Source organism: Azospirillum aestuarii (assembly GCF_016632405.1).
In the GTDB taxonomy this organism is placed as follows: domain Bacteria; phylum Pseudomonadota; class Alphaproteobacteria; order Azospirillales; family Azospirillaceae; genus Azospirillum; species Azospirillum aestuarii.
Window position 1 is genome coordinate 186,013 of sequence record NZ_JAEPIV010000004.1, and the last position, 25,291, is coordinate 211,303.

At 69.5% G+C, this 25,291-nt stretch carries 22 protein-coding genes; 9 read left to right on the forward strand and 13 right to left on the reverse strand.

The window, feature by feature from the left end; all coding sequences use genetic code 11:
- Positions 1 to 81 precede the first annotated feature (81 nt).
- A complete protein-coding gene (locus JJL56_RS11960; protein ID WP_200485241.1) occupies positions 82 to 939 on the reverse strand; it encodes a ParB/RepB/Spo0J family partition protein in 858 nt (285 codons plus the stop codon).
- Entirely contained in the window at positions 929 to 1,984 is a 1,056-nt protein-coding gene (locus JJL56_RS11965) for an AAA family ATPase (RefSeq protein WP_211111840.1), read from the reverse strand. The genes JJL56_RS11960 and JJL56_RS11965 overlap by 11 nt, the downstream gene beginning before the upstream one ends.
- Positions 1,985 to 2,185: 201 nt before the next feature.
- On the opposite strand from JJL56_RS11965, the gene JJL56_RS11970 reads away from it, so the two are divergent.
- The 6 genes from JJL56_RS11970 to JJL56_RS11995 all read left to right on the forward strand — a co-directional run bounded on the left by JJL56_RS11970 (position 2,186) and on the right by JJL56_RS11995 (position 7,880).
- Entirely contained in the window at positions 2,186 to 2,821 is a 636-nt protein-coding gene (locus JJL56_RS11970) for a class I SAM-dependent methyltransferase (protein ID WP_145624388.1), read from the forward strand.
- 85 nt (positions 2,822 to 2,906) lie between these two features.
- Positions 2,907 to 4,190 (forward strand): ABC transporter substrate-binding protein, encoded by a 1,284-nt coding sequence (locus tag JJL56_RS11975; RefSeq protein ID WP_200485242.1) that lies wholly within the window; start codon positions 2,907 to 2,909, stop codon positions 4,188 to 4,190.
- Positions 4,187 to 5,089, forward strand: a complete 903-nt coding sequence (locus JJL56_RS11980; protein WP_425599128.1) for a carbohydrate ABC transporter permease — start codon at positions 4,187 to 4,189, stop codon at positions 5,087 to 5,089. The genes JJL56_RS11975 and JJL56_RS11980 overlap by 4 nt, the downstream gene beginning before the upstream one ends.
- Before the next feature lie 4 nt (positions 5,090 to 5,093).
- On the forward strand, positions 5,094 to 5,927 hold the full coding sequence (locus JJL56_RS11985; protein WP_145624384.1) for a carbohydrate ABC transporter permease: 834 nt from the start codon (positions 5,094 to 5,096) through the stop codon (positions 5,925 to 5,927).
- A 4-nt stretch (positions 5,928 to 5,931) separates the two neighbouring features.
- Positions 5,932 to 7,008: an ABC transporter ATP-binding protein gene (locus JJL56_RS11990; RefSeq protein ID WP_200485243.1), complete on the forward strand. Its 1,077-nt coding sequence runs from the start codon at positions 5,932 to 5,934 to the stop codon at positions 7,006 to 7,008.
- Positions 7,009 to 7,082: 74 nt separating this feature from the next.
- The gene (locus JJL56_RS11995; RefSeq protein WP_145624380.1) at positions 7,083 to 7,880 is read left to right on the forward strand and encodes a DeoR/GlpR family DNA-binding transcription regulator; all 798 of its coding nucleotides are present in this window, start codon (positions 7,083 to 7,085) and stop codon (positions 7,878 to 7,880) included.
- Positions 7,881 to 7,883: 3 nt separating this feature from the next.
- On the opposite strand, the gene JJL56_RS12000 is transcribed toward JJL56_RS11995, so the two are convergent.
- Both JJL56_RS12000 and JJL56_RS12005 read right to left on the reverse strand, forming a co-directional pair.
- Positions 7,884 to 9,383 carry an L-lactate permease gene (locus JJL56_RS12000; protein ID WP_200485244.1) on the reverse strand — a complete coding sequence of 500 codons (1,500 nt, stop codon included), beginning with the start codon at positions 9,381 to 9,383 and terminating at the stop codon, positions 7,884 to 7,886.
- Positions 9,384 to 9,487: 104 nt separating this feature from the next.
- Positions 9,488 to 10,078, reverse strand: coding sequence for an NADPH-dependent FMN reductase (locus JJL56_RS12005; protein ID WP_145624377.1), 591 nt, complete (start codon positions 10,076 to 10,078; stop codon positions 9,488 to 9,490).
- 410 nt (positions 10,079 to 10,488) lie between these two features.
- Between JJL56_RS12005 and JJL56_RS12010 the strand changes: the two genes are divergently transcribed.
- A complete protein-coding gene (locus tag JJL56_RS12010) occupies positions 10,489 to 12,456 on the forward strand; it encodes a methyl-accepting chemotaxis protein (protein ID WP_145624375.1) in 1,968 nt (655 codons plus the stop codon).
- A 93-nt stretch (positions 12,457 to 12,549) separates the two neighbouring features.
- On the opposite strand, the gene JJL56_RS12015 is transcribed toward JJL56_RS12010, so the two are convergent.
- The 9 genes from JJL56_RS12015 to JJL56_RS12055 form a co-directional block, all read right to left on the reverse strand.
- Complete coding sequence (locus JJL56_RS12015; protein ID WP_200485245.1) at positions 12,550 to 13,053, reverse strand: L-2-amino-thiazoline-4-carboxylic acid hydrolase; 504 nt, start codon at positions 13,051 to 13,053, stop codon at positions 12,550 to 12,552.
- 11 nt (positions 13,054 to 13,064) lie between these two features.
- Complete coding sequence (locus JJL56_RS12020; RefSeq protein WP_145624370.1) at positions 13,065 to 13,790, reverse strand: ABC transporter ATP-binding protein; 726 nt, start codon at positions 13,788 to 13,790, stop codon at positions 13,065 to 13,067.
- Positions 13,787 to 14,554: an ABC transporter ATP-binding protein gene (locus JJL56_RS12025; RefSeq protein ID WP_059399535.1), complete on the reverse strand. Its 768-nt coding sequence runs from the start codon at positions 14,552 to 14,554 to the stop codon at positions 13,787 to 13,789. Before JJL56_RS12025 ends, JJL56_RS12020 begins: the two co-directional genes overlap by 4 nt.
- Positions 14,551 to 15,579, reverse strand: coding sequence for a branched-chain amino acid ABC transporter permease (locus tag JJL56_RS12030; protein WP_200485246.1), 1,029 nt, complete (start codon positions 15,577 to 15,579; stop codon positions 14,551 to 14,553). Before JJL56_RS12030 ends, JJL56_RS12025 begins: the two co-directional genes overlap by 4 nt.
- On the reverse strand, positions 15,566 to 16,480 hold the full coding sequence (locus JJL56_RS12035) for a branched-chain amino acid ABC transporter permease (protein ID WP_040136279.1): 915 nt from the start codon (positions 16,478 to 16,480) through the stop codon (positions 15,566 to 15,568). The genes JJL56_RS12030 and JJL56_RS12035 overlap by 14 nt, the downstream gene beginning before the upstream one ends.
- A gap of 47 nt (positions 16,481 to 16,527) precedes the next feature.
- On the reverse strand, positions 16,528 to 17,640 hold the full coding sequence (locus JJL56_RS12040) for an ABC transporter substrate-binding protein (protein WP_145624368.1): 1,113 nt from the start codon (positions 17,638 to 17,640) through the stop codon (positions 16,528 to 16,530).
- 83 nt (positions 17,641 to 17,723) lie between these two features.
- Complete coding sequence (locus JJL56_RS12045) at positions 17,724 to 18,236, reverse strand: L-2-amino-thiazoline-4-carboxylic acid hydrolase (RefSeq protein ID WP_145624366.1); 513 nt, start codon at positions 18,234 to 18,236, stop codon at positions 17,724 to 17,726.
- Positions 18,237 to 18,238: 2 nt separating this feature from the next.
- A complete protein-coding gene (locus tag JJL56_RS12050; protein ID WP_145624364.1) occupies positions 18,239 to 19,564 on the reverse strand; it encodes an NAD(P)/FAD-dependent oxidoreductase in 1,326 nt (441 codons plus the stop codon).
- A gap of 375 nt (positions 19,565 to 19,939) precedes the next feature.
- A complete protein-coding gene (locus tag JJL56_RS12055) occupies positions 19,940 to 21,112 on the reverse strand; it encodes a M20 aminoacylase family protein (protein WP_145624362.1) in 1,173 nt (390 codons plus the stop codon).
- A gap of 175 nt (positions 21,113 to 21,287) precedes the next feature.
- Between JJL56_RS12055 and JJL56_RS12060 the strand changes: the two genes are divergently transcribed.
- Both JJL56_RS12060 and JJL56_RS12065 read left to right on the forward strand, forming a co-directional pair.
- Positions 21,288 to 21,869 (forward strand): TetR/AcrR family transcriptional regulator, encoded by a 582-nt coding sequence (locus JJL56_RS12060; protein WP_145624359.1) that lies wholly within the window; start codon positions 21,288 to 21,290, stop codon positions 21,867 to 21,869.
- 3 nt (positions 21,870 to 21,872) lie between these two features.
- On the forward strand, positions 21,873 to 25,283 hold the full coding sequence (locus JJL56_RS12065) for an acyl-[ACP]--phospholipid O-acyltransferase (protein WP_200485247.1): 3,411 nt from the start codon (positions 21,873 to 21,875) through the stop codon (positions 25,281 to 25,283).
- The last annotated feature ends 8 nt before the right edge of the window (positions 25,284 to 25,291 follow it).

The following is a 25,291-nucleotide window of genomic DNA, read 5'->3' on the forward strand; positions in this document are numbered from 1 at the left end:
AGAGTCGAGTTCTGTCCAATGACCGCCATCGACACGAAAGTGTGACGACAAATTTCTAATTCATGGATTTTCGTGAGGCGCTCACTCGTGAAGCAGCGCGTCGATGGCGTCGCGGAGGTCGCGCAGCTCCTGCCGCTGGTCCTCGGCCAGCGCATGGCCGGACGCGCGAAGACTGTGGATCTTGTCCACGTTGCTGCGCAGTGCGCGCAACGCGGGTGTCGCGGAGGGGGCGGCCGGGCGGGCCGCCTTGCGCTCCTGCTTGGCGCTGCGCACGTCCTTCACGGTCAGGCCGTCGCCGGCCCGCTCCCAGAGCGCGAGCTGGATCGCCTCGTCGGGCAACTCCGCCAACTCCATGAGGAGGGAGACGGAGACGGCGGACCGGTCCGGGGCTTCTTCCAGGATGCGGGCGGGCAGGCGCAGGATGCCCAACAGGCGGGCCACATACTCCTGCGACTTGCCGATCAGGACGGCGGCTTGCTCCTGAGTCAGCCCCTTGTCCCCGATGAGCTTGGCGAGCGTCAAAGCGAGGTCGATGGGGTGCAGGTCGACGCGCTGGGCGTTCTCGATCAGGGCCAGCGCCTGGACGTCGTCGGTGTCGATGACCAGCGCCGGGATGGTCTCCCGCTCCAGCGCGCGGAAGGCCCAGTAGCGCCGTTCCCCGGCCACGATCTGGAAGCGGTCGGGGGCGACCTCCCGCACGTTGATCGGTTGCAGCAACCCCCGCTCGCCGATCGAGGCGGCCAGCGCCGCGATGTCGGCCCCGCGGGCGTTGCGCCGCGGCTGGTCGGGGTTCGGCTCCACCTGATCCAGCGGGATCTCGCGGTGGCGCATCTTGCCGGACAGGCCGAACAGGGCGGCGTTGCTGCCGCCGCCGCTGCCGGTGCGGCTGAGCGCCCGCTTGAACAAGCCGGCGTTGGAGGTGTCGAGCTTACGCGCCATGGCGCATCTCCTCCCCGGCGAGGGCCAGCAGGGCATCCGTGATCTCGCGGAAGCTCTCCGCCCCCGCCGAGTTCGGGTTGTAGGCGAGGCCGGGGCGCCCGGCCATCACGCTCTTGGAATAGTCGGCGGCGCGCTTGACGGGGGAGAAGAGGCGGAGCTGCTCCGCCGCCGCAAGCTCCCGCAGCTCCTTCATCACCGTCTCGTCCTGGAGGCGGCGCGGGCTGTACATGGTCGGCAGGATGCCGAGGATCTGAAGGCGTGGGTTCACCAGCTCGCGCACGCCGGCGATGGTCTCGAACAACTGCGGGATGCCCATCATCGACAGCATCTCCGTCTGGGTCGGAATCAGCAGCTGGTCGGCGGCGTTCAGCACCGAGACGGTCAGCTCGCCCAGATGCGGTGGGCAGTCCAGCACCACGAAGTCGTACTGGCCAGCCAGTTGCGCAATCTTGGCGCGCAGGATCAGCGTGCCGTTGGGCTGGCGCAGCAGCTCCCGGTCGGTCGCCGCCAGCGAGATGGAGGAGGGCAGCAGGTCGAACGCCCCGTCGCAGACCGGCGTCATGAACTCCCTCATCGGGCGGCTGGCCTTCAGCGCGTGGGTCAGGGTGGCCTTGGCCAGCTCCCGCTCGTGCGGATCGACGCCCAGATGCACGGTGGCGTTGGCCTGCGGGTCGCAGTCGATCAGCAACACGCGCCTCCCCGAGTTGGGTTGCCCAGACTGGGCGAGCAGCCACGCGACGTTGACGCAGGTGGTCGTCTTGGCGACTCCGCCCTTCTGGTTGGCGGCGCAGAACACCACCGGAGCGGCCCGCACCGCCGCGGCGGGGATGCCCACCGGCTCCGTCACGGTCTTCAGGGCGCCCGCGACGATCTGCGGAATCCGCTCCGCCCCGGTTTCCCAGCGGGAGATCTTGGCGCGGTCGTAGCGCCGGTTCAGCCGCTCGTTCAGCCAGCCGACCAGGGCCTGCTGGTTCATGCCGCGCTGTTCGCGGTAGCGGCGCAGCTCCTCGCCGCTCATCTCGTGGGCCACGGGGGCATCCCTCATTTGGGGTGATCGCGCGGGCACCATGAGTCATGTTGATGGTGGTGTCAACATCCGTGCCGCACATGTGATGACGATCCGAAGCGGACACGGAACTGCGGCCCGGCGTGGAACAAGGGGGGCGCGCTGCGGCTTTCCTGTGGTGCGAAAGGCCGCTATGGTCGCGGCCGAAAATCCTGCGCCAGGAATCGTGAGGGAGACCCAATGGACGCCGACTCCATCCGCGCCGCCTACCGGCGCTACGCGCGCTTCTACGACCCCGTGTTCGGAAACCTGCTGGCGTCCGGCCGGCACGCCGCCGTGAAGTGGATCAACCGGCGGGGCGGCTTGCGCGTTCTGGAGGTGGGCGTGGGCACGGGCATCTCCCTGTCCGACTACCGCAAGGACAACCGCGTGGTCGGCATCGACCTGTCGTCGGACATGCTGCGCGTCGCCCAGGACCGGGTGGACCGCGAGCGGCTGGAGAATGTGGAAGGGCTGCTGGAGATGGACGCCGGCACGCTGGCCTTCGCCGATGGCAGCTTCGACCTCGTGGTCGCCATGTATGTGATGACGGTGGTCCCCGACCCGCAGGGCACGATGAACGAGCTGGAGCGCGTCTGCCGTCCCGGCGGCGACATCCTGATCGTCAACCACTTCGCCGCCGACAAGCCGGGCGTTCGCCGCTCGGTGGAGAACTGGATGGCGCCCTTCTCCAAGAAGCTGGGCTGGCGGCCCGACTTCACGCTGGACACGCTGATGTCCGGTTCACGCCTGAAGGTGGAGGAGTTGCAGACCGTCCCGCCCTTCGGCCTGTTCAGCCTGCTGCACTGCCGCCGCGAGGCCGCCACCCCCGCCTGATGCGGCACACCCGCGCAGGGAACTCGACCGCGGCCATTGGAGTTTCCCTTCCGGACCTGGATCGACCGGGAATGGAAGGAGCCCCATGGCGCGGCGGTGGGCGCGGCGGTGCGCGTTGCTCCTGGGTGGAGTGCTGACGGCCTTCTCGGCGCTGCCCGCCGCCGGGGCGACGGTGACGCTCGCCTGCAGCGGGCTCGGCATCAGCTTCGACCTGTGCCGCGACGGCGCGCAGGAATGGGCGCGGCGCAGCGGAAACGAGGTGCGTTTCGTCTCCCCGCCCAAGGGGGCGAGCGAGCAGTTGGCGCTCTACCAGCAGCTTCTCGCCGCCGGGTCGCCGGACATCGATGTGTTCCAGATCGACGTGGTCTGGCCGGGCATCCTCGGAAACTACTTCATCGATCTGAAGGACCGCGCCGGGCCGGACATCGTCCGCCAGCATCTTCCGGCGATGATCGAGGCCGCGACGGTAAAGGGGCGGCTGGTCGCGATGCCCTGGTTCGCAGACGCCGGGGTCCTCTATGCCCGCAAGGACCTGCTGGAAGCCTACGGGCGTCCGGTGCCGCAGACCTGGGAAGAGCTTCAGGACACCGCCGCCCTGATCCAGCGGGCGGAGCGTGCCGCCGGGCGCGACCGCATGTGGGGCTATGTCTGGCAGGGCCGTGCCTATGAGGGGCTGACGGTCAACGCGCTGGAATGGATCGCCAGCCGCAACGGTGGCACCATCGTGGACCCGGACGGCGCCATCACCATCGACAACCCGCGCGCCGCGGAGGCGCTGGACATGGCCCACGGCTGGGTCGGCTCGATCAGCCCGCCCGGAGTCCTCAATTACATGGAGGAGGAGGCGCGCGGCGTCTTCCAATCCGGCAACGCCGTCTTCATGCGCAACTGGCCCTACGCCTGGACGCTGGTGAACGCGGCGGACAGCGCGGTCGGCGGCAAGGTCGCCGTGGTGCCGCTGCCCAAGGGCGGGCCGGACGGGCGCCACACGTCCACACTGGGCGGGCAGTTGCTGGCGGTCAGCAAATTCTCCGCCCATGCGGACGAGGCTGCGGACCTGGCGCTGCACCTGACCGGTGTGGTCGAACAAAAACGCCGGGCGATCCACGGCGCCTCCAACCCGACCATCCCGGCGCTCTACGAGGATGCCAAGGTGGTGGCCGCCAACCCCTTCTTCGCGGAGTTGGCCGACTCCATCGCCAACGCGGTCAACCGCCCGGCCCAGGCGACGGGCATGCGCTACAATCAGGTGTCCGCGGAGTTCTACGCCAACGTCCATGAGGTGCTGACCGGACGCCGCGACGCCAAGGCGATGCTGCCGGACCTGACGGAGGCTCTCGTCCGCATCAGCCGGGGAGGGCGCTGGTGAGCGGTCTTCCGCATTCCAGCCTGGAACGGCAGAGGCGCCGGGCGGCGTGGCTGTTCCTGCTGCCGATGCTGGTCGTTTTGGCGGGGGTGGCGGGATGGCCGCTGTTTCGCACCGTCTTCTTCTCCTTCACCGACGCGACGCTCGCCACGCTGGACGGCTTCCAGGGGGTGGGGCTGGACAATTACCTGTGGTTGCTGCGCGACCCCGTCTGGTGGCGGGCGGTGTGGAACACCCTGCTGTTCACCGTCGTCTCGGTGGGGATCGAGACGACGCTGGGGCTGGGCATCGCGCTGATCCTGAACGCGCATCTGCCGGGACGCGGCCTGCTTCGCGCCGCCGTGCTGATCCCCTGGGCGATCCCCACCGTGGTGTCGGCCCAGATGTGGGGCTGGATGTTCCACGACCTCTACGGCGTGGTGAACGCGATCCTGATGGGGTTGGGGCTGATCGCCGAGCCGAGGGCCTGGACCGCCGATCCCGATCTGGCCTTGCCGGTGGTGATCGCGGTCGATGTCTGGAAGTCCACGCCCTTCATGGCGCTGCTGATCCTGGCCGCCCTCCAGATGCTGCCGCGCGACCTTTACGAGGCGGCGCGGGTGGATGGGGTGCATCCGGTCAAGGTGTTCTTCCGCATCACCCTGCCGCTGATCCGTCCGGCGCTGATGGTGGCGGTGTTGTTCCGCACGCTGGACGCGCTGCGCGTGTTCGACCTGATGTATGTGCTGACCGGCAACAGCCGGTCGACCATGTCGATGTCGGTCTATGCCCGGCAATATCTGATCGACTTCCAGGATGTGGGCTACGGCTCCGCCGCGGCGACGCTGCTGGTCCTGGTGCTGGCGGTGGCGACGGTGCTGGCGGTGACGCTGGGCCGCGTGCGCGTTGATGCGGGGAGGTGAGGGAATGGGCCTGAAACGCATGATCGGCCGCGTCGCCTTCGCCCTGCTGGTTCTCGGGATCGTCGCCTGGGCGGTGTTTCCCTTCGCCTGGGCCATCGTCACCTCGCTGAAAGCCGGCAGCGCGCTGTTCACGGTGGAGGCTTGGCCGTCGCAGCCCTCGCTGGCGAACTACACGGCCATCTTCAAGGAGCAGCCCTTCGGGCGGAACATCCTGAACTCCCTGCTGGCCGCCTCTTCGGTGGTGGCGCTGTCGCTGGGGCTGGCGGTTCTGGCCGCCTACGCGCTGGGGCGGGTGCGCTTCCGCGGGCGGGGACTGCTGCTGTTCGTGGTGCTGGGCGTCTCGATGTTCCCGCAGGTCGCCGTGCTGTCGGGCCTGTTCGAACTGGTGCGCTGGCTCGGCCTCTACAACCGGATCGGCTCGCTGGTGCTGTCCTACCTGATTTTCACGCTGCCCTTCACCGTCTGGGTGCTGACCACCTTCATGCGCGAACTGCCGAAGGAGCTGGAGGAGGCCGCCATGGTGGACGGCGCCGGTCCCTTCGTGATCGTGACGCGGGTGTTCCTGCCGCTGATGGGGCCGGCGTTGGCGGCGACCGGGCTGCTGGCCTTCATCGCCGCCTGGAACGAGTTCCTGTTCGCCCTGACCTTCACCCTGACCGACGACGCGCGCACCGTGCCGGTGGCGATCGCGCTGATGTCGGGGGCCAGCCAGTACGAGTTGCCCTGGGGCCAGATCATGGCGGCGTCGGTGGTGGTGACGGTGCCGCTGATCGGGCTGGTGCTGCTGTTCCAGCGGCGGATCGTCTCCGGCCTGACCGCCGGAGCTGTGAAGGGGTAGGGCGATGGCGGGCGTCACGCTGCGCGGGGTGCGCAAAAGCTTCGGGCGGATCGAGGTCATCCACGGCGTCGATCTGGATGTCGCGGACGGGGAGTTCGTCGCCTTCGTCGGCCCGTCCGGCTGCGGCAAGTCCACCCTGCTGCGACTGATCGCCGGCCTGGAGGAACCGAGCGGCGGGGACCTGTCCATCGGCGGGCAGCGGGTGAACGACCGGCCGCCGGCGGCGCGCGGCATCGCCATGGTCTTCCAGTCCTACGCGCTCTATCCCCACATGACGGCCTACGACAACATGGCCTTCGGCCTGACCCTGTCGCGGACCGACAAGAGTACCATCGCGGAGCGGGTGCGCGCCGCCGCCCGCCTGCTGCAGATCGAGGACCTGCTCGACCGCAAGCCGCGCGACCTGTCCGGCGGGCAGCGCCAGCGCGTCGCCATCGGGCGGGCCATCGTGCGCGAGCCGCAGGTCTTCCTGTTCGACGAGCCGCTGTCGAACCTCGACGCCGGCCTGCGCGTGCAGATGCGCCTGGAGATCGCCAAGCTGAAGGCCGACCTGCGCGCCACCATGATCTATGTGACCCACGATCAGGTGGAGGCGATGACGCTGGCCGACCGCATCGTCGTGCTGAACGCCGGGCGTGTGGAGCAGGCCGGAACGCCGCTGGAACTGTACCACCGACCGCGCAACCGCTTCGTCGCCGGCTTCATCGGCTCGCCGGCGATGAATTTCCTGGATGTGGTCTCGGAAGGGCGGGCGGACGGGTCGGTGCGGGTGTGGTTGCCCGGCGGGGTGCCGCTGGATGTCGCCGTGGGTGGCGCGGCACCGCCGGCGGGCGCGCCCCTGACGCTGGGTGTGCGGCCGGAGCATGTGGGGCTGGCCGATGGCGGGGCCGGGCTGGTCGCCACCATCCTGGCCGTGGAGCGGCTGGGCGGCGAAACCCATTGCCACGCCGCGCTGGAGGATGCGCAAAGGCTTCTGGTCCGCCTCGACGGGGACCGGCCGGTGGCGGCGGGCGAGCGCTTGCGCTTGAACCTGCGGGGCGAAACCGCGCACCTCTTCGGCCCCGACGGGCGGAGGCTCTAAAAACAGGGGTGGAGCGCGCCGTCCTGCTTTCGAATGAACTTGCGGGCGAAGCGGCGGTCGGCTTGAATGCCGCCATGGACATCATGACTCCCCGGCAGACCGACATCCTGGCGCTCGCCCGCACGCAGGGGCGCGTGGTCGTGGACGACTTGGCCGCCCGCTTCAACGTCACGCCGCAGACCATCCGCAAGGACCTGAACGAGCTGTGCGACCGCCGCCTCCTCCAGCGCGTCCATGGTGGCGCCGTCGCCGGATCGGGGGTGGAGAATCTCGGCTACGAGGCGCGGCGGCTGATCGCCCAGGACGAGAAGCGCGCCATCGGCCGCCGCGCGGCGGAACTGGTGCCCGACAGTTCCTCCCTCTTCATCAACATCGGCACGACGACGGAGGAAGTCGCCCGCGCCCTCCAGGGGCGCAGCGGGCTGGTGGTCATCACCAACAACATCAACGTCGCCAACCTGCTGCGCCCCGAACCGCACATCGAGGTGATCGTGGCCGGCGGGGTGGTGCGGCGGTCGGACGGTGGCATCGTCGGGGAGGCCGCCATCGATTTCTTCAACCAGTTCATGGCCGACTTCGCGGTGATCGGCGCCTCGGCCATCGACGAGAGCGGGGCGCTGCTCGATTTCGACTACCGCGAGGTGCGGGTGTCGCAGGCGATCATGGCGAACGCCCGCCACGTCATCCTGGTCGCCGATCGCGGCAAGCTGGAGCGCACCGCCCCGGTGCGCATCGGCCACATCTCGCAGGTCCACACCTTCGTCACCGACGTCCTTCCCTCCGACCGGCTGGCCCGCATCTGCCGGGAGTCCGGCGTGCGGGTGGAGGAACTGTTCCCCGACCGCGCGACGGAGCCGGAACCCCAGGACTGACTCCTACACCAGCCAGACCCAGGTGACGACGACGGCGAGTAGCGACGCCGTGGAGGCGACGCCGATGGGCAGCGCCAGCCGGTAGATCGCGGATTCCGCCTTGGTCAGCCCCAGAATGCTGGAGGCCAGAACGATCCGGCCGGGGGTGAGCAGGGTGCAGACGCTGCCGGCCACCACCTGGATCGCGGCGGCGGCGATCAGCGGCAGGCTGCTGCCGGACGCCAGATTGATCTGGATGTGCATCATCAGGGCGTTCGATGCCGTGTTGGAGCCGGTCAGCATGCCCGTCGCCGCCCCCAGCACCGGCACCGCCAGCACGGCGGCGGAGCCCGCCACCTCCTGCCACGCCTGCCCGAAGGCCGCCGCCCCGCCGGAAGCGGCCATGAAGGCGGCCAATTCGACGAAGACCAGAGTCGCCGCCATCGGCACCAGCGCCGCGCGCAGGGCGGGTCCCGCCACGTGCAGGGCGCGCCCGCGCGGCAGGCCGGCCAGCATGACCAGGGCGATGGCGACCAGCCATGTCGAGGGGTGGCGCAGCAGGGGCATCGGCGCCAATCCGCCGAAGGGGTCGAGCACCAGCCGGTCCGCCGTCCAGCCCGACAGCGGCGGCACCAGCCGCGTCGCCATCAGCCCGCCGACCAGAACCACGTAGGGCCACAGCAGGGCGAGGAGCCGCGACAGGCCGGCGGCGTCGCGCGGCAGGCGTCGCGCCTCCACCGCCACCAGCAGCACCGCCGTCGCCAGCCCGCCGCCCAGCTCCGGCGCGACGAAGCGGTTGGTCAGCCAGAGCAGCCCGGCCAGCGCCAGCATCAGGGCGAGGTCCCTCGCCCGGTCGGTCAGGCTGGAGGTCAGCCCGGCGCCGTGGATCAGCCGCCAGAACACCAGCAGCAGGCTGGGCAGCACGACCACCATTAGCGCGGCGCTAGCCGTTCCCAGCTCGGTGAAGGATACGCCGATCAACTCCGCCCCGACCCGCGTGCCGACGCCCAGCGCGCCCCAGGGGGCGAGCATCTGGCTGAACAGGCCCAGCGCCGCGGCGTGGGCCGGCGGCAGGTTCAGCGGGCGCAGCATGGCGAGCGCCACCACCAGCCCGACGCCGAACCCCGTCACCGATTCGGCGAAGGGACCGGCGAGCAGGCAGGCGACGAAGACGGCGCGGCGGCGCTCGGCCGGTGTCTTCGCTTCGGCCTGCGCCCCGGCCTTGACGGCGCGTGCCTCGAAGGCGCGGTGGAACAGCAGGCCCGCCGCGATGATCGACATGGCGTGCCACGCCAGCCAAGCCCCTTCGCCGGCCTTCAGAGCCAGTGTGGGCAACAGGCCCGGCAGTTGGGCCAGCCAGTCCGGAGCGGTAGTGCCGCCCGGCTGCGCCGCGCTCAGCATCACCAGGAGCACCGCGGCGGCCAGCGCCATGCCCGTGGTTCCGGCGGTCAGCATGCTGACGCGCCGGGACACCAGAAGGGCGACGGTGGCGGCGAGCGGCAGCAAATGGAGGGTCAGGGGCATGATCGAGACTGGGGACCGTGAATGAAGCGTGCTGATATACTAATATCGACACGCTTCGGCCAGCCCCATCGGTCTTTGCGCGGCTGCCCCGCCTTTCGGGAGGCTCAGGCGCCCTTGGCGCCGCGCAACAGGGCGATTTCCGCCAGCAGATCGTCGATGGCGGCCAGAGCGAAGTCCAGCGCGGCCCGGTCGGTCAGCCGTCCGTCCGTGATCTTCTCGTGAACCGTGCCGATGACCACCTGCGGGCGGGAAATGACCCGGCCCATCATGCCGGACAGCGTCTCGCGCATCTCGTGCTGGGCGCGCACACCGCCGGTGAAGGCGGGGGAGGCCGTCATGATGAGGATCGGCTTGCCCCGCACCGGCGACTTCATGGCCGGGCGCGACGCCCAGTCCAGCGCGTTCTTCAGCACGCCCGACATGCCGTAATTGTATTCCGGGGAAATGACGACCAGCCCGTCGGCCGCGGCGATGGCGTCGCGCAGCGCGGTGGCCGGGGCGGGGGTGTTCTCCGCGTCCAGGTCGGGATCGTAGGGTGGGATGTCGTTCAGCGGGAAGCGCGTCATCTCCGCCTTGCCGCCCGCCCGGTTGCCCAGCGAGTCGGCGAGCGTGTTCAGCACCGCGGTGCAGTGGGAGTGGCGGCGGATGCTGCCGGAAAGGCCGAGAAGGCGGACGGGCGTGGCGGTGTCGGTCATCGTGGCTGTCCTGATGCGGTATGAGAGGGATGTCCGTTCCAACGGCGCGCATGGAGGATGGTGCCGCCCCTGTCATCGGGCCGCAACCCTGAGGATCGGAGGGGCGATGGACCGTGATCCACCCTGAAACGGAGCGGACTCCGTAGAATCCACAATAGGGCCGGCAGCGCTGCGAAAACGCTTAAAATACAAGATAAATCGGCGATTTTCTCAACATGTGCAGTGGTCTAGCGCAGGGGGCGCGCCGTGCATGCGCCCAACCATGGTCGGGGACGGTGCGCCAATATGGTGATGATTTTCCGCCATTAATACAGTAGAAGTAGCATTTAAGTAGTGTTTTATGCGTGTTCTCCGCGACGGGGTGCTGGCTTATGCGCGACAATGGACCGGTTACAAACCGCGAAATCGAAATGTCCGAAGACACGCTGCTTGTGTCGCGGACCGACACCCGCGGCAAAATTACGTTCGTCAATAAAGCATTTGTTGATATTAGCGGTTTCTCAGAAACCGAATTACTTGGTGCACCTCACAATGTTGTGCGCCATCCGGACATGCCCCCGGCGGCCTTCGCCAACCTGTGGGAAACCATCAAGGACGGCAGGCCGTGGGAGGGGCTGGTCAAGAACCGATCCAAAAGCGGCGACCACTATTGGGTCAAGGCGAACGTCACCCCGATCACCGAAAAGGGCGTGGTGACAGAATACATCTCCATCCGGTCCAAGCCGAGCCGCGACGCGGTGGCGGAGGCGGAGCGCATCTACGCCGAGATCCGCGCCGGGCGCGGCCAGCAGTACGGGCTGCTGGAGGGGCAGATCGTCCGCCGCGGCTTCGGCGTCTGGTTGGGCGCTCTGGCGTCCAGCATCGCCGGGCGCATCCTGGCGACCACCGGCCTTCTGCTGCTGACCGTTATCGCCCTCGGTGGGGTGAGCCTGACGGGCGGTGACAGCGTCGGGATCTTCGCCGGGCTGATGCTGTTCGGCCTGCTGGTGGCCGGCTTCGGCACGCTCAGCGTGCTGGGCACGGTGCGGCGCCCGCTCGGACTTGTGGAAACCCATCTCGACGCCATCGCCCGCGGCGACCTGATGACCAACGTTCCCAGCTCCGGCGTGGCGGAATTCGCCCGCATCCGGTCGCAGATCCGCGCCGTGAAGGCGAAGCTGAATTACTCCACCCAGGAGCGCGCGGAGCGCCAGCGCCAAGCGGAGGAGGAGCGCATCACCGCCCTCCAGTCGATGGCCGAGACGGTGGAGCGCGAGGCCAGCCACGCGGTGGAGCAGGTGGCCCTGCGCACCGGCGGCATGGCCCAGGACGCCGACGCCATGGCGACCTCCGCCGAGCGGGTCAGCATCAACGCGCAGAACGTCGCCGCGGCGGCGGAAGAGGCGCTGGCCAACGCCCAGACCGTGGCGGCGGCGACGGAGGAACTGGCGGCCTCGATCCGCGAGATCTCCGCGCAGATCGCCCATTCCAGCGCGGTCACCCGCCGCGCCGTGGAGAACGGCCAGCGTACCCAGGGCACCATCCAGTCGCTGTCCGAGGCGGTCGGCCGCATCGACGAGGTGGTCAAGCTGATCACCGACATCGCCAGCCAGACCAACCTGCTGGCGCTGAACGCGACCATCGAGGCGGCGCGCGCCGGCGAGGCCGGCAAGGGCTTCGCGGTGGTGGCCCAGGAGGTGAAGAACCTCGCCAACCAGACCGCCCGCTCCACCGAGGAGATCACCCGCCTGATCGCGGAGATCCAGGGTGTGACCAGCACCGCCGTGGGCGCGGTGGCGGAGATCGGCGACACCATCGGCGAGATCGACCAGATCTCCAGCGCCATCGCCGCCGCGATGGAGGAGCAGGCTGCCGCCACCCAAGAAATCAGCCGCAACGTGGTGGAGACATCCAATGCCGCGCAGGAGGTGTCGGTGCGCATCGCCGCCGTCTCCAGCGACGCCGACCAGACCGGTTCGCAGGCGTCGGGCGTGCGGGCCGGCTCGGACGAGGTGGCGAGCAGCATCGACGAGCTGCGCCGGGTGCTGGTGCGGGTGGTCCGCACCTCCACGACCGACGCCGACCGCCGCCGCAGCCCGCGCTACCGGGTGAACGAGGCCTGCGGCGTCGTGGTGCATGGGCGTGACCAGTCCGGCACCCTGACCGACCTGTCGAACGGCGGCGCCATGCTGAGCGGGATCGGCGGTCTCGGCGTGGGCGACCGCGGCACCCTGCGGCTCGACCGCTTTGGCCTGTCCGTCGCCTTCGAGGTGCGGGCCATCGACAAGGCGGCGGTTCATGTCCGCTTCGCCGAAGGCGATGTCGCCCTGCCGCGCTTCCGCGATGCGTTCGGCCAGTTGACGCGCGGGCTTCAGCCGGTGGCGACGGCGGCGGCCTGACGAAGGGCGGCCCGACCAACGGCAGACTTGCCTGAAAAAGCGACGGCCCGGCGTGCGGAACGCCGGGCCGTCGTCGTTTCGGGCATCTTCCCGTCAGCCTTGCGGTTTGTCCACGCTGTAGCGGAAGTCGCAGTGGCTGGCGCCCTGCATGATCGTCTGCGTCCGCTGCATCTTGATCGACGGGTCGTAGCCCGTGCAGAAGGCAGCGTCGCGGTTGCAGGACAGCAGGTGGCCGATGGGACCCAGCCCCATCTCCCGGTACATCTCGGCGTAGCGGCAGCGGGTGACGTTGTAGTCGAACCGCGTCTCGTCCTGGTGCAGAACGTCCAGCCGCAGGGCGTCGTCCTTGGTCCACAGCGGCTGCAGCTCGGCGAAGCTCTTCAGGCTGGTGCCCTTCGGCTCGGTCGCGGCGAAGGCGGCGGCGGACTCGACGGCGGCGCGGGTGATGGCGGCGCCCAGAATCTCCTGCGCCACGGCCTCGCCCAGTCGGGCGGCCATTTCCTCGTAGACCGGCTTCAGGATCGCCGCCTCGATCCCGCGGCGTTCCAACATGCCCATCACGGGCTTGGCCGGGGGCGTGTCGGTCGGTTCGGTCATCACTGTCTCCGTCAATGCGCGTGACCGCCGAGATAGGCTTCGGCGATGCGGGGATCGTCGCGCAGCTGGGCAGCCGGACCGGCCAGCACGATGCGCCCGTCCTCCATCACCGCCGCGTGGTCGGCGACCCGCAGGGCGGCGCGGGCGTTCTGCTCCACGAGCAGGATCGACACGCCTTCCGCCCGGATGCGCTGCACCAGATCGAAGATCTGCGCGACCACCATCGGGGCCAGACCCAGCGACGGTTCGTCGAGAAGAAGCAGGGCGGGGCGGCGCATCAGGGCGCGGGCGATGCACAGCATCTGCTGCTCGCCGCCCGACAGCGACCCGGCGTTCTGGCGCAGGCGCTCCCGCAGGACCGGGAACATGTCGAGCATCCGGTCGAGTTCCCCCAGCCCGATGTCCCCGCCGCCGAGCACCAGATTCTCCCGCACGCTCATGTTGGAGAAGATCTGGCGGCCCTCCGGCGCCTGCGACAGGCCGAGCTTGACGATGCGGTGGGCGGGCAGGTTGGCGATGGGCTCGCCGCGGAAGGCGATGCCGCCCCGGCTCGCCCGGTAGACGCCCGACACCGCCCGCATCAGCGTCGTCTTGCCGACGCCGTTCGAGCCCAGCACGGCGACGATGGCGCCCTGCGCCACGGTCAGGTCGATGCCGTGCAGGATCTCCTGCGGCCCCATCGACACATGGAGCTTTTCGATCGAGAGAATGGGACCATTGGATTGCGGCTGGGTCATGCGTCCACCCCCAGATAGGCTTCCAGGACCGCCTGATCGCGGCGGATGGCGTCGGGCGGGCCGTCGGCGATCTTGCGGCCGGAGGCGAGCACCAGGATGCGCTGGCAGATGCTCATGACCAGGGTCATGTCGTGCTCCACCAGCATGATGGTCAGGCCGGTGCCGTGCAGCCGCTTGATGAAGTCGGCCAGCGCGCGGGTCTCGGTGTCGTTGAGGCCGGCGGCCGGCTCGTCAAGGATCAGGAAGCGCGGCTGCATCGCCAGGGCGCGGGCGATCTCCAGATACTTGCGCTGGCCGTAGGGCAGGTTGGCGGCCAGTTCGCCCGCCACATGGGTCAGGCCGACGGCCTCCAGCGCCTCCCAGGTGCGGCGGCTGATCTCGGCGGAACGGGCGCCGCCCCCGGCGAGGGAGCCGAACAGGGCGCCCAGCGCCCCCTGCGGCAGCGCGCCCACCGCGCCCACCGACACGTTGTCGAACACCGACATGTTCGGGAAGACGCGCAGGTTCTGGAAGGTGCGGCTGATGCCCAGCCGGGCGACCTGGTTGGTCTTCAGCCCGCTGATAGTCCGCCCGTCGAAGGCGACGGTGCCCGACGACAGCGGCGTGAAGCCGGAGATCAGGTTGAACAGGGTGGTCTTGCCGGCGCCGTTCGGGCCGATCAGCCCGACCAGTTCGCCCTCGTCCACATGGCCGGTCACGTCGTTCACCGCCAGCACGCCGCCGAAGCGGCGGCTGACGTTGCGGATGTCGAGAAGATGGGTCATCGCCAGCCGATCCCTTCGCCCTTCACGGTGTTGCGCCACGCCGCGCCCAGCTGGCGCCGCGCGAGCTGGAGCGCGGAAACCTCGCCCAGCAGGCCCTTAGGCAGCAGCAGGATCGACAGGAACATCACCAGACCGACCATGATGTTGCGGAAGTCGCCGAAGGCGCGCAGCCCCTCCGGCAGCAGGATCAGCAGAAGCGCGCCGATCACCGCGCCGGGCAGGCTGCCCAGGCCGCCCACCACCACCATCGCCAGGATCAGGATGGATTCGGAGAATTTGAAGTCGCCCGGCGAGATGTAGCCGGTCATGTGCGCCCACAGGCTGCCCGCCACCCCGGCGAAGAAGGCCGACAGGGTGAAGGCTTCCAGCTTCAGCCGCGCCGTGCTGACGCCCATGGCGTCGGCGCACTGGTCGTCCTCGCGGATCGAGCGCAGCGCGTTGCCGTAATAGGAGTGGCTGAGCCGCCCGATCGCCAGCACGCACAGCGCCACCACCGTCGCCACCGTGTAGTAGGTGGCGAGCCGGCCCGACAGGCTGAAGCCGAACAGTTCCAGACCCTTGGTGACGATGATGCCGTTGGGACCCTTGGTGAACTCCACCCAGTTCAGCATGACCAGATAGAGCATCTGCCCGATGGCCAGCGTCGCCACGGCGAAATAGATGCTGACCAGCCGCATGGTCGGCAGCGCCACCAGGAAGGCGATCAGCGCCGCCACCAGACCGGACAGCGGCAGCGTCACCGTGAAGCCCAGCCCGAACTTGGTCGAGAGCAGGGCGGCGGTGTAGGCGCCGACCCCGTAGAAGGCGGCGTGCCCGAGATGCAGCAGCCCGGCCACCCCGGTGACCAGATGCATGGAGGCGGACAGCAGGATGAAGATCAGCGCCAGATTGGCGATCTGATAGAAATAGCCGCGGTCGAAGCCGGCCAGCACGGCCGGCAGCCCCACGAAGACCAGCAGGGCGAGCAGGAGCGGGATCAGCGCGCCTTGCCCGCGCCGCGGCGCCGACAGGTCAGACACGTTCACGGCGCGCTCCGAACAGTCCGTTGGGGAAGAAGATCAAGGTCAGGATCAGGAAGCCGTAGGCCACCATGTCCGACCAGCCCGACGACACGAAGGTCGTCGCCATGCTCTCCGAGATGCCCAGGATCAGGGCGCAGATCACAGCACCCGGAATGGAGGACAGCCCGCCCATCACCATGGCGACGAAGGCCTTGATGCCCGGCACGAAGCCCATGGCGGGGAAGATCGCCCCGTAATAGAGCCCCGTCAGGATGCCCGCCGCCGCCCCCATCATCGAGCCGACGACGAAGGTCATGATGATGGTGCGGTCGGTGTCGATGCCGACATACTTGGCGCCCAGCGGGTTGTTCGACACCGCCCGGATCGACAGGCCGATGCGGGTGCGGGTCAGCAGATACTGGAGACCGATCAGCATCGCCGCGGCCACGCCGAAGATGATGAAGTCGCCGGTCACCAGGATCACCGGCCCGATGCGCACCGGCGTGTTGATGAGATACTCGAACGGGACGGAGCGCATCTGCGACCCGAACACGATCTCCAGCGCCTCGCGCACCACGATGGACACGGCGAGCGAGGAGAGCAGGGTGGATTCGCGCATCGCCCGCGACTTCAGCGACGCCTCGTCGGTGAAGCGGCGGAAGGGCTTGAAGGCGATCCGTTCCAGTGAGAATCCGGCCATGGCGCCGATCGCCAGGGCGATGAAGATCACCGCGAAGATCGGCGGGGCCGTCGCGGAAATCAGCACCAGCCCGGCGAAGGCGCCCAGCGTGTAGACCTCGCCATGAGCGAAGTTGACGACGTTCAGCACGCCGAAGATCAGCGTGAAGCCGATCGCCATCAGCGCGTAGGTCATCCCCAGCGACAGCCCGATGGCGAGCTGCTGGAGGTAATATGGGTCGATCATGCGGGCCGTTCGCTGGAGATCGTTGGGTCTATGGGACGGTCAGGCGATCAGTCGGCGACCGGCACGAAGGCGCCGCCCTTGACCTCGACCTTCACCAGCTCCTTCTCGGCCTCGCGGTCGGCGCTGAAGCTGGTCTTGCCGGTCACGCCGGCGAAGTCCTTGGTCTGGGCCAGGGCGTCGCGCACCTTCTCGCGGGTCGGGTTCGGGTAGGCCTTCTCGACCGCGGCCAGCATGATGCGCACGGCGTCATAGGCCTGGGCCGGGAACTGGCCCGGAACCGCGCCGTTGGAGGCGGCCTTCCACTCCGTCACGAAATGCTGGATGTGCGGGGCCGGATCGGTCGGCAGGAAGTTGGAGGTCAGGTGCACGCCCTCCGCCGCCTCGCCGGCCAGCTCGATCAGCTTCGGGCTGTAGGCGGCGGAGGTCGAGTAGACCGGGGTCTTGATGCCGAGCTGCTGCACCTGACGCAGGAACTGCGCGCCGTCCTCGTAGAAGAAGCCGGTGTAGATGGCGTCCGGCTTCGCGCGCTCCAGCTTGCTGATCAGCGAGCGGTAGTCCTTCAGGCCGCGGTTGAAGAACTCGGAGAAGACCACCGTGCCGCCGTTGGCCTTCACGCCGTCGGTGAAGCCGGAGACGACGGACTGGCCCCAGTCGGTCTGCTCGGCGATGACGGCGATGTTCTTGTAGCCCTTGGACAGCATCCACTTGGCGTTGTAGGGGCCTTCCTGCGCCTGGGTGGCGATGTTGCGGAACTGGTACTTGGAGATCTTGGTGTAGTCGGGGTGCGAGGCCGTCTGCGAGAGCTGCGGCATCCCGGCGTCCTTGTAGACCTGCGCCGAGGCCATCGACACGCCCGAGGTGAAGTCGCCCAACACGCCGACGATTTCCTTGTCGTCCACGAACTTGCGGGCGATGTTGGTGCCTTCCTTGGCGTCGGAGCGGCTGTCCTCGAAGACGATCTCCGCCTTGAAGGGCTTGCCGGCGGCGTTGAACTCGGCCAGCGCGATCTCGGCGGCCTTGCGGAAATCCTGGCCGTACTGGGCGGTCTCGCCGGTCAGCGGAAGCTGGTAGCCGATCTTCACGGTGTCGGCGGCCAGGGCGGTGCCGGCCAGCGCGGCAGTCATGAGGGCGGCGAGGGAGGCGGTCTTCAGGGCGGTCATCGCGTGTGAACCTTTCTTGTGAAGGCCGGCTTCGAGGCCGGTGTTGGGCAGCGTCGTAGGGTAGGGCTTGGCGGCAGGGCGGATCAGGCGGCCTTGGGGCCGGGCAGGACCTTCAGGCGGCAACAGCCCTCGTCGCCCGGCTTCCAGGTCTCGCCGCGGAAGACGAAGCCGGCTGCCTCGAACAGGCCGCCGTCGATCGCGCCGGCCATGTTGCACAGCAGTTCCAGATCCTCGTCGGACTTGCCCTGGGCCTGCCACGCCTCCTTGAGGGGACAGCGGTGGAAATGGATTTCCAGCGCGTCGCCGTCGCAGCGCTTGATCTCCGGCGCGAACATGGAATCGCGGTTGGGGATGCCGTCGAGGAAGGCGTGGCACAGGCCGGCCAAGTCGTCGGGGCCGTGCGCCGCGTACTTCACGCCCATCGCCTCGCCCAGGCGGCGGGTCGCCTCGCGCCCGATGTCCAGCGCCGTGTCGGTGCCGTAGCGCTCGCGCAGCACGTCGAACATGTGGGCGTAGGACGCGGCCCGCATCGCGTAGGCGTTGCGCAGTTGCGTGGCGTGGTCCGGGGCGGCGGGCGGCTTCGTGTCTTCAGTCATCGTCAGATTTCCCGGATGTCGTTCCAGCGGTATTGCAGGAGTTTGAACGGCCCGATGCGTTGCAGCAGGTCGTTGAAGGGCAGGGGACGCGGCTCGGTCAGCGGCAGCGCCAGCTCCGCCGGATCGCGGCCCAGCGCGGCGTAGGCCAGCTCCCGCCCCAGCGAGACGGACAGGGCGACGCCGCGCCCGTTGCAGCCCGCCCAGGTGAAGGCGTTGGGGCCGAGCTGGTGGACCCGCGGAGTGTAGTCGGTGGTCATGGCGATCCGCCCGTTCCACACATGGTCGAACCGCAGCCCGCGCAGGGTGGGGAACATGGAGGCCAGCCGCAGGCCGACGATGCGCCGCAGCCGGTCTGCCCCGTCGATGGGGACCAGCAGCGCGCCGCCGCTGACCAGCCGGTGGTCGGCGGTGTAGCGCATGAAGCGCAGGTCGCCGTGGGTGTCCGACATGGCCTGACGGCCGGGCAGGATGCTGCGCCGCTGCGCCTCGTCCAGCGGCTGGGTGGCCATCTGCCAGGACAGGACGGGCACGACCTCCGTCCGGATCTCCGGGAAGACGGCGGCGGCATAGCCGTTGGTGCCCAGCACCAGGGCATGGGCGGTCACCGAGCCGTCCGGCGTGCGGGCGACCCAGCGGTCGCCGCGCCGCTCCACCGACAGGACGGGTGAGTTGATATAGACCGACGCGCCGGCCTCGACCGCCTTGCCGGCCAGCCCGCGGGCCAGCGCCAGCGGGTTGACGTGGCCGCCGCTGCGGTTCATCCAGCCGCCGTAATAGGCGTCGGTGCCCAGCAGATCCGAAATGCCGGCGCGGTCGAGAAGCTCCACCGGAGCGCCGCGGCTGCCCCACTGCTTGGCCCGCCGTTCGGCGATGGCGATGCGGCCCGGCGAATGGACCGGCTGCACCCAGCCGGTCTGCTCGGCCGCGCAGTCGATGCCGAGACGGCGGATCAGGGCGAACAGGGTCTCGGCGCTGTCGCGGATCAGCGCGACGAAGCGTTCGCCCCGCTCCGGCCCGAACTTGGCGACGAGGTCTTCGGGGTCGGGTCGGGTCAGGGTCGGGATGACCTGCCCGTTGTTGCGCCCGGACGCGCCGCGCCCGATCTCCGACGCCTCCAGGACGACGGCGCGCTTGCCCGATTCGGCGGCGTGCAGGGCCGCCGACAGGCCGGTGAAGCCGCCGCCGATCACCAGCAGGTCGGCTTCCACCGCGTGTTTGAGCGCCGGAAGGGCCGGCGGCGGCGGGGCCGTGGCCTCCCACAGGGAGTCGGGCCGCTGCCAGATGCCGCCGGTTCCAGGAACACCGGTCTTGTTCTCTATCGCCTTCACCGTGCCTTGTCCCACGTCTGTCGGGTGAAATCGGCCCGATCATGGGACAAATTGCATACTCGGGCAATTACCATGGACGGGGCGCGGTAATTTTCCTGTTTCATACACAAACCATAGGGAGATAGGAATGGTTTGTACAAAGGTGCCGGAATGAACGCGGTTGCCTTTGTAACCCTCTCCCCTCTGGGGAGAGGGTGGCCCGCAGGGCCTCTCGCGCTGGCTGAAAGCCAGCGCTGACGGCGGCAGGCGGATGCCTCTGGCATCCGCTGAGAGCCGGTGAGGGGGATGCGCGTGGCGGAACGTTCGGCACAAGCGCAACCCCCTCACCCTAACCCTCTCCCCAGAGGGGAGAGGGAATATGGGGTGCAATAACCATCACGCCGCGCGCGGCAGCACCGTTTCGGCCAGCCGCACCCAATAGCTGAGGCCGATGGGCAGAACCGCGTCGTTGAAGTCGTAATGCGGGCTGTGCAGGTTGCGCCCGCCGTCCGACGGCCCGGCGCCGACCCAAACGTAGCAGCCGGGCCGCTGCTGCAGCATGAAGGCGAAATCCTCAGCCCCCATGCTGGGCATCGGGTCGAGGTCCAGCCCCAATTCGCCGACGACTCCGGCGGCGGCGCGCCGGGCCAGTTCGGTCGCCCCGGCCTCGTTCACCGTGGACGGGTAGCGGCGCTCGTAGCGCAGCTCCGCCTCGATCCCGTAGCCGGCGGCGATGGCCTTGGCCAGTTCGCCCATGCGCCGCTCCACCATGTCCTGCACCTCCTTGCGGAAGGTCCGGGTGGTTCCACGCAGGACGGCGGTGGCGGGAAGGACATTCCACGTGTCGCCTGCGTGGAACTGTGTGACGCTGACCACGGCGGAATCGACGGGATGCACGCTGCGGCTGGCGATGGTCTGCCAGGCGTTGACGATCTGGGTGCCGGCCAGAATCGTGTCGGTGCCCAGATGGGGCATGGCGGCGTGAGTGCCCTTGCCGGTCAGGGTCAGTTCGAAGATGTCGTATGCGGCCATGATCGGGCCGGGGCGCAGCGCGATCTTGCCGACCTCCAGACCCGGCCAGTTGTGCATGCCGTAGACCTGCTCGACGGGGAATTTCTCGAACAGCCCCTCCTCGACCATCACGCGCCCGCCGCCCTCATTCTCCTCCGCAGGCTGGAAGACGAAGGCGATGGTGCCCTGGAAGTTCGGATGCGCTGACAGGTGGCGCGCCGCACCCAGCAGCATCGCTGTATGCCCGTCATGCCCGCAGGCGTGCATGCGCCCCGGATTGCGCGAGGCGTGGGGCAGGTTGGTCTGCTCATGGATGTGCAGGGCGTCCATGTCGGCGCGGAAGGCGACCGCCGGCCCCTCGCCGTTGCGCAGCAGGCCGACCACACCGGTCTTGGCGAGGCCGCGATGGACCTCCAGCCCGAAGGAGGCCAGCTTCTCCGCGACGAAATCGCTGGTCCGCTCCTCCTCGAAGGCCGTTTCCGGGTGGGCGTGCAGGTCGCGCCGCCACGCGGTCATGTCGGCCGTCAGCGCCTCCGTCCCGTCGATCGTCCTCACCATGTCCCTGATTCCCTGTGTTTCATGAGTGTGTGCGAACGATCTTGCCCAAAAAAGCACCCGCGGTGCAAAGCGCATGGCGATGCGGTGCCGTCACATCACCCTTGCAGGGTGGCCCGGTTCCGTGCAGGATGTGAGTGAACGTTCACTCATGATATCCGTCACGAACGGGAACGCCATGTCCAAAGATGTCCGCAACGATGCACGCAACAAGGTCCGGGACGCCGCCATCGCGCTGTTCGCCCAGAAGGGGGTGAAGGCGACCACCATTAAGGACATCGCCCGCGCCGCCGGGGTGTCGGAGGGAGCGCTGTACCGCCATTGGGCCAGCAAGGAGGATCTTGCCGCCGCCCTGTTCGCCGCCGAATACACCGCCCTGTCACACGACCTGCGCGAGGCGGCGGGGACCGGTCCGGCGCCGGAGCGGCTGCGCCGCGTCATCGCCTGGGCCTTCGGGCTGGCCGAGGCGGCGCCGGACCGCGCGCGCTTCCTTCTGCTGTCGCAGCACGACGCGCTGCCGCTGGTGCCCGACGGTTTGGAAACGCCGGTGGACGTGGTCTGCGCCATCGTCGGCGACGGCATCGCGGAGGGGAGCATCGTCGATGTCGACCGCGAGGCTCTGGCTCACACCGTCATCGGCGCCATCGTCCTCAACATCCAGTCGCACGTTTACGGACGGCAGACGGCCCCGCTCGGCACGCTGGCCGACACGGTCGCCGACGCGCTGCTGCGCGGCCTGTGCACCGGAAAGGGAGCCTGAAGCATGAGCGAACTGGGCCTTCTCGCCACGCGGCGCTTCCTGCCGCTGTTCGTGACGCAGTTCCTTGGCGCCTTCGGCGACAATGTGCTGCGCGGCGCCATCGCGGTCCTGGCGGTCTACGGCATGGCGGGGACGGCGGGCGACGGCGCGCTGGTCTCGACGCTCGCCGCGGCGGCCTTCACCGTCCCCTTCCTGCTGTTCTCGGCGACCGCCGGGCAATTGGCCGACCGGTTCGACCGCACGCTGATCGCCCGCGCCGTGAAGGTGGCGGAGATCGGTCTGATGGCGATCGCCGCCTGGGGCATCATGCGCGCCGACCTCGGCGTGCTGATCGTCGCGCTGGTCGGCATGGGCGCCCATTCCACCGTCTTCGGGCCGGTCAAGTACGGGCTGCTCCCCGATTTGCTGAAACCGGAGGAGCTGACCGCCGGCAACGGTCTGGTGGAGGCGGGCACCTTCGTCGCGATTCTGCTCGGCACCATCGCCGGCGGCTCGCTGGCGCTGGCCCATCCGCTGGCGCTTCCGGGGCTGCTGGGGGCGACGGCGCTGGGCGGGCTGGCGGCGTCGCTGCTGATCCCGCGCGCGGGCAACGCCGACCGGACGGTGCGCGTCGGGCTGAACCCGGTGTCGGTCACCCTGCGCGTGCTGCGCGCCACCGCGCAGGACCGCGTGTCGATGCTGGCGATCTACGGCATCTCCGTCTTCTGGGGCGTCGGCGCGGTCGTCATGGCGCAGTTTCCGGCCATCGCGCGGGAAACGCTGGGCACCGACAGCGAGGGGGCGACCCTGCTGCTGGCGGTCTTCGCTGTCGGCGTGGCGGTCGGCTCGGTCTATGCCGGGCTGGGGCACCGGGTGCCGTCGCGCTCCGACGCGCGCCGCGCCGCCCTGGCGGGCCTCGTCGCGGCTGTGGCCGGGGCGGCGCTGCCCTTCCTGACGCCCGACGTTCCGTCGGCGGAGCCGCTGTCGGCGCTGGCGCTGCTGGCCCAGCCCTGGGCAATGCCGCTGCTGGCCGACCTGTTCCTGATCGCCGCGGCGGGCGGCGCCTTCGCCGTGCCGCTCTACGCGCTGATCCAGCATCGCGCGGCGGTTTCGGCCCGCGCGCGGGTGATCGCGGCGGCCAACGTGGTCAACGCGCTGTTCATGGTGGTCGGCTCGGGCATCGCGGCGGCCATGCTGGCGCTGGGCGTGACGCCGTTGACCGTCGCCGCCTGGGGCGGGGCGAGCATGTTGGCCGCCGTCGTCCTGGCGCTCGCCATCGATGCGGTGGGCATGGGGCGGGCGCTGGCCCGCGCCTTCTTCCGGCTGGCCTTCCGCGTCGAGCTGCGCGGGGCCGAGCATCTGGAGCGGCTGGAGGGAGCGGCGGTCGTCACGCCGAACCACCAGTCCTTCCTCGACGGCGCGCTGCTCGCCACCTTCCTGCCGGGGATGCGCTTCGCCGTGGACAGCTTCATCGCGCAGCAGGCCTGGGCCAAGCCCTTCCTGGCGCTGGCCGACCATGTTACCATCGACCCGACCAAGCCGATGGGCACGCGCCTGCTCGCCCGCACCCTGGCCGAGGGCCACAAGATCTGCATCTTTCCGGAGGGGCGGATCACCGTCACCGGCTCGCTGATGAAGATCAACGGCGGCCCCGGCATGCTGGCCGACAAGGCGGGCTGCCCCATCGTGCCGGTCTGCATCGAGGGCGCCCAGCGCTCCTTGCTGTCGCGGATGCATGGGCGGCTGCGGCTGGGCCTGTTCCCGCGCATCACCATCACGGTCATGCCGCCGGTCGCCACCCCGGACGTGACCGGGCTGGCCGGCAAGACGCGGCGGGCGGCGCTGAAGTCCTGGCTGTCGCGCGTCATGACGGAGACCGTCTTCGCCGCCGGGCAGCGGCCCGACACGCTGGCGCTCGCCCTGCTGGAGGCCGGGCGGAAGACCGGCTGGGGCAAGGCGGCGGTTCAGGACGGTGATTTCACGATGCTGTGCTACCGCGCCCTGACCGCGCGCTCCCTAGTGCTGGGCCGCATCCTGGCCCGCGGCACCGAGCCGGGGGAGGCGGTTGGGGTGCTGCTGCCGACCGCCTCGCCGACCGCGGCGGTCTTCTTCGGGCTGGCGGCCCACGGGCGGCCCGCGGCGATGCTGAACTTCACCGCCGGAGCGGAGGCCGTGAAGGCGGCCTGCCGCGCCGCCGGGCTGCGCCGCATCGTCACGTCGGCCCGCTTCGTGGAGATGGGACGGCTCGGCCCGCTGTTGGAGGCTCTGGCCGCCGAATACACCATCATTTATCTGGAGGACGTGAAGCGCGGGCTGGGCATCGGCGACAAGCTGCGTGCCCTGGCCGCGTCGGTGGCGCCGGAGCGCTTCCTGCCCCCGCAGGGCCAGCCGGACGACGTGGCGGCGATCCTCTTCACCTCGGGGTCGGAGGGCCCGCCCAAGGGCGTGGCGCTGACCCATGACAACCTGCTCGCCAACATGGCGCAGGTGGCCTCCGTCGTCGATTTCACGCGGCAGGACGTGGTGTTCAACTGCCTGCCGGTCTTCCATTCCTTCGGGCTGCTCGGCGGCATGCTGCTGCCGATCCTGAACGGGGTGAAGACGGTGCTCTACCCCAACCCGCGCCACGTCCGGCTGATTCCGGAACTGGTCTACCAGACCAACGCCACGGTGCTGTTCGGCACGGATTTCTTCCTGAACGCCTGGGCGCGGGCGGCGGACCCCTACGACTTCCGCTCGCTGCGGCTGGTCTTCGCCGGGGCGGAGCGGTTGCAGGAGGAGACGCGCCGCACCTACACGGAACGGCTGCGCGTGCATCTGCTGGAGGGCTACGGCACCACCGAGACGTCGCCGGTGATCGCGGTCAACACGCCGGCCCGCTTCCGCCCCGGCACGGTCGGGCAGGCCCTGCCCGGCATCGAGACGGAACTGCTTCCGGTCCCCGGCGTGCCCGTGGGCGGGCGGTTGCGGGTGCGCGGGCCGAACGTGATGAAGGGCTACATGCGCGCCGACAACCCCGGCGTGGTGGAGCCGCCGGAGGACGGCTGGCACGACACCGGCGACATCGTGAACATCGACGCCGATGGCTTCATCCGCATCGTCGGGCGCGTCAGGCGGTTCGCCAAGGTGGCCGGCGAGATGGTCCCGCTGGGGCTGGTCGAGGAACTGGCGGTCCAGGCCGAACCGGAGGCCGCTCACGCCGCCATCGCCCTGCCGGACGCCCGGCGCGGCGAGCGGATCGTGCTGGTCACCGCCGGCACCGGTCTGACCCGCGACGCGCTGGCGGCGGCGGCCAAGGCCAAGGGCGCGCCGGAGATCGCCATTCCCCGCGACGTGCTCCGGGTGGAGACGATCCCCCTGCTCGGCACCGGCAAGACCGATTACCCCGCCGTCAGCCGGCTGGCCGCGGAAATGCTGGCGAGCGAGACGGCCTGAGGACCGGC

Excerpts from the sequence above, each read along its gene's own strand:
- JJL56_RS11970 (WP_145624388.1), top strand. The coding sequence starts at position 2,186 with ATGGACGCCGACTCCATCCGCGCCGCCTACCGGCGCTACGCGCGCTTC.
- JJL56_RS12065 (WP_200485247.1), top strand. The coding sequence starts at position 21,873 with ATGAGCGAACTGGGCCTTCTCGCCACGCGGCGCTTCCTGCCGCTGTTC.
- JJL56_RS12045 (WP_145624366.1), bottom strand. The coding sequence starts at position 18,236 with ATGACTGAAGACACGAAGCCGCCCGCCGCCCCGGACCACGCCACGCAA.
- JJL56_RS11975 (WP_200485242.1), top strand. The coding sequence starts at position 2,907 with ATGGCGCGGCGGTGGGCGCGGCGGTGCGCGTTGCTCCTGGGTGGAGTG.
- JJL56_RS12000 (WP_200485244.1), bottom strand. The coding sequence starts at position 9,383 with ATGCCCCTGACCCTCCATTTGCTGCCGCTCGCCGCCACCGTCGCCCTT.
- JJL56_RS12010 (WP_145624375.1), top strand. The coding sequence starts at position 10,489 with ATGTCCGAAGACACGCTGCTTGTGTCGCGGACCGACACCCGCGGCAAA.
- JJL56_RS12020 (WP_145624370.1), bottom strand. The coding sequence starts at position 13,790 with ATGACCCAGCCGCAATCCAATGGTCCCATTCTCTCGATCGAAAAGCTC.
- JJL56_RS11960 (WP_200485241.1), bottom strand. The coding sequence starts at position 939 with ATGGCGCGTAAGCTCGACACCTCCAACGCCGGCTTGTTCAAGCGGGCG.
- JJL56_RS12055 (WP_145624362.1), bottom strand. The coding sequence starts at position 21,112 with ATGGTGAGGACGATCGACGGGACGGAGGCGCTGACGGCCGACATGACC.
- JJL56_RS11985 (WP_145624384.1), top strand. The coding sequence starts at position 5,094 with ATGGGCCTGAAACGCATGATCGGCCGCGTCGCCTTCGCCCTGCTGGTT.
- JJL56_RS11990 (WP_200485243.1), top strand. The coding sequence starts at position 5,932 with ATGGCGGGCGTCACGCTGCGCGGGGTGCGCAAAAGCTTCGGGCGGATC.
- JJL56_RS11995 (WP_145624380.1), top strand. The coding sequence starts at position 7,083 with ATGGACATCATGACTCCCCGGCAGACCGACATCCTGGCGCTCGCCCGC.
- JJL56_RS12025 (WP_059399535.1), bottom strand. The coding sequence starts at position 14,554 with ATGACCCATCTTCTCGACATCCGCAACGTCAGCCGCCGCTTCGGCGGC.
- JJL56_RS11965 (WP_211111840.1), bottom strand. The coding sequence starts at position 1,984 with ATGAGGGATGCCCCCGTGGCCCACGAGATGAGCGGCGAGGAGCTGCGC.
- JJL56_RS12035 (WP_040136279.1), bottom strand. The coding sequence starts at position 16,480 with ATGATCGACCCATATTACCTCCAGCAGCTCGCCATCGGGCTGTCGCTG.
- JJL56_RS12015 (WP_200485245.1), bottom strand. The coding sequence starts at position 13,053 with ATGACCGAACCGACCGACACGCCCCCGGCCAAGCCCGTGATGGGCATG.
- JJL56_RS12040 (WP_145624368.1), bottom strand. The coding sequence starts at position 17,640 with ATGACCGCCCTGAAGACCGCCTCCCTCGCCGCCCTCATGACTGCCGCG.
- JJL56_RS12005 (WP_145624377.1), bottom strand. The coding sequence starts at position 10,078 with ATGACCGACACCGCCACGCCCGTCCGCCTTCTCGGCCTTTCCGGCAGC.
- JJL56_RS12060 (WP_145624359.1), top strand. The coding sequence starts at position 21,288 with ATGTCCAAAGATGTCCGCAACGATGCACGCAACAAGGTCCGGGACGCC.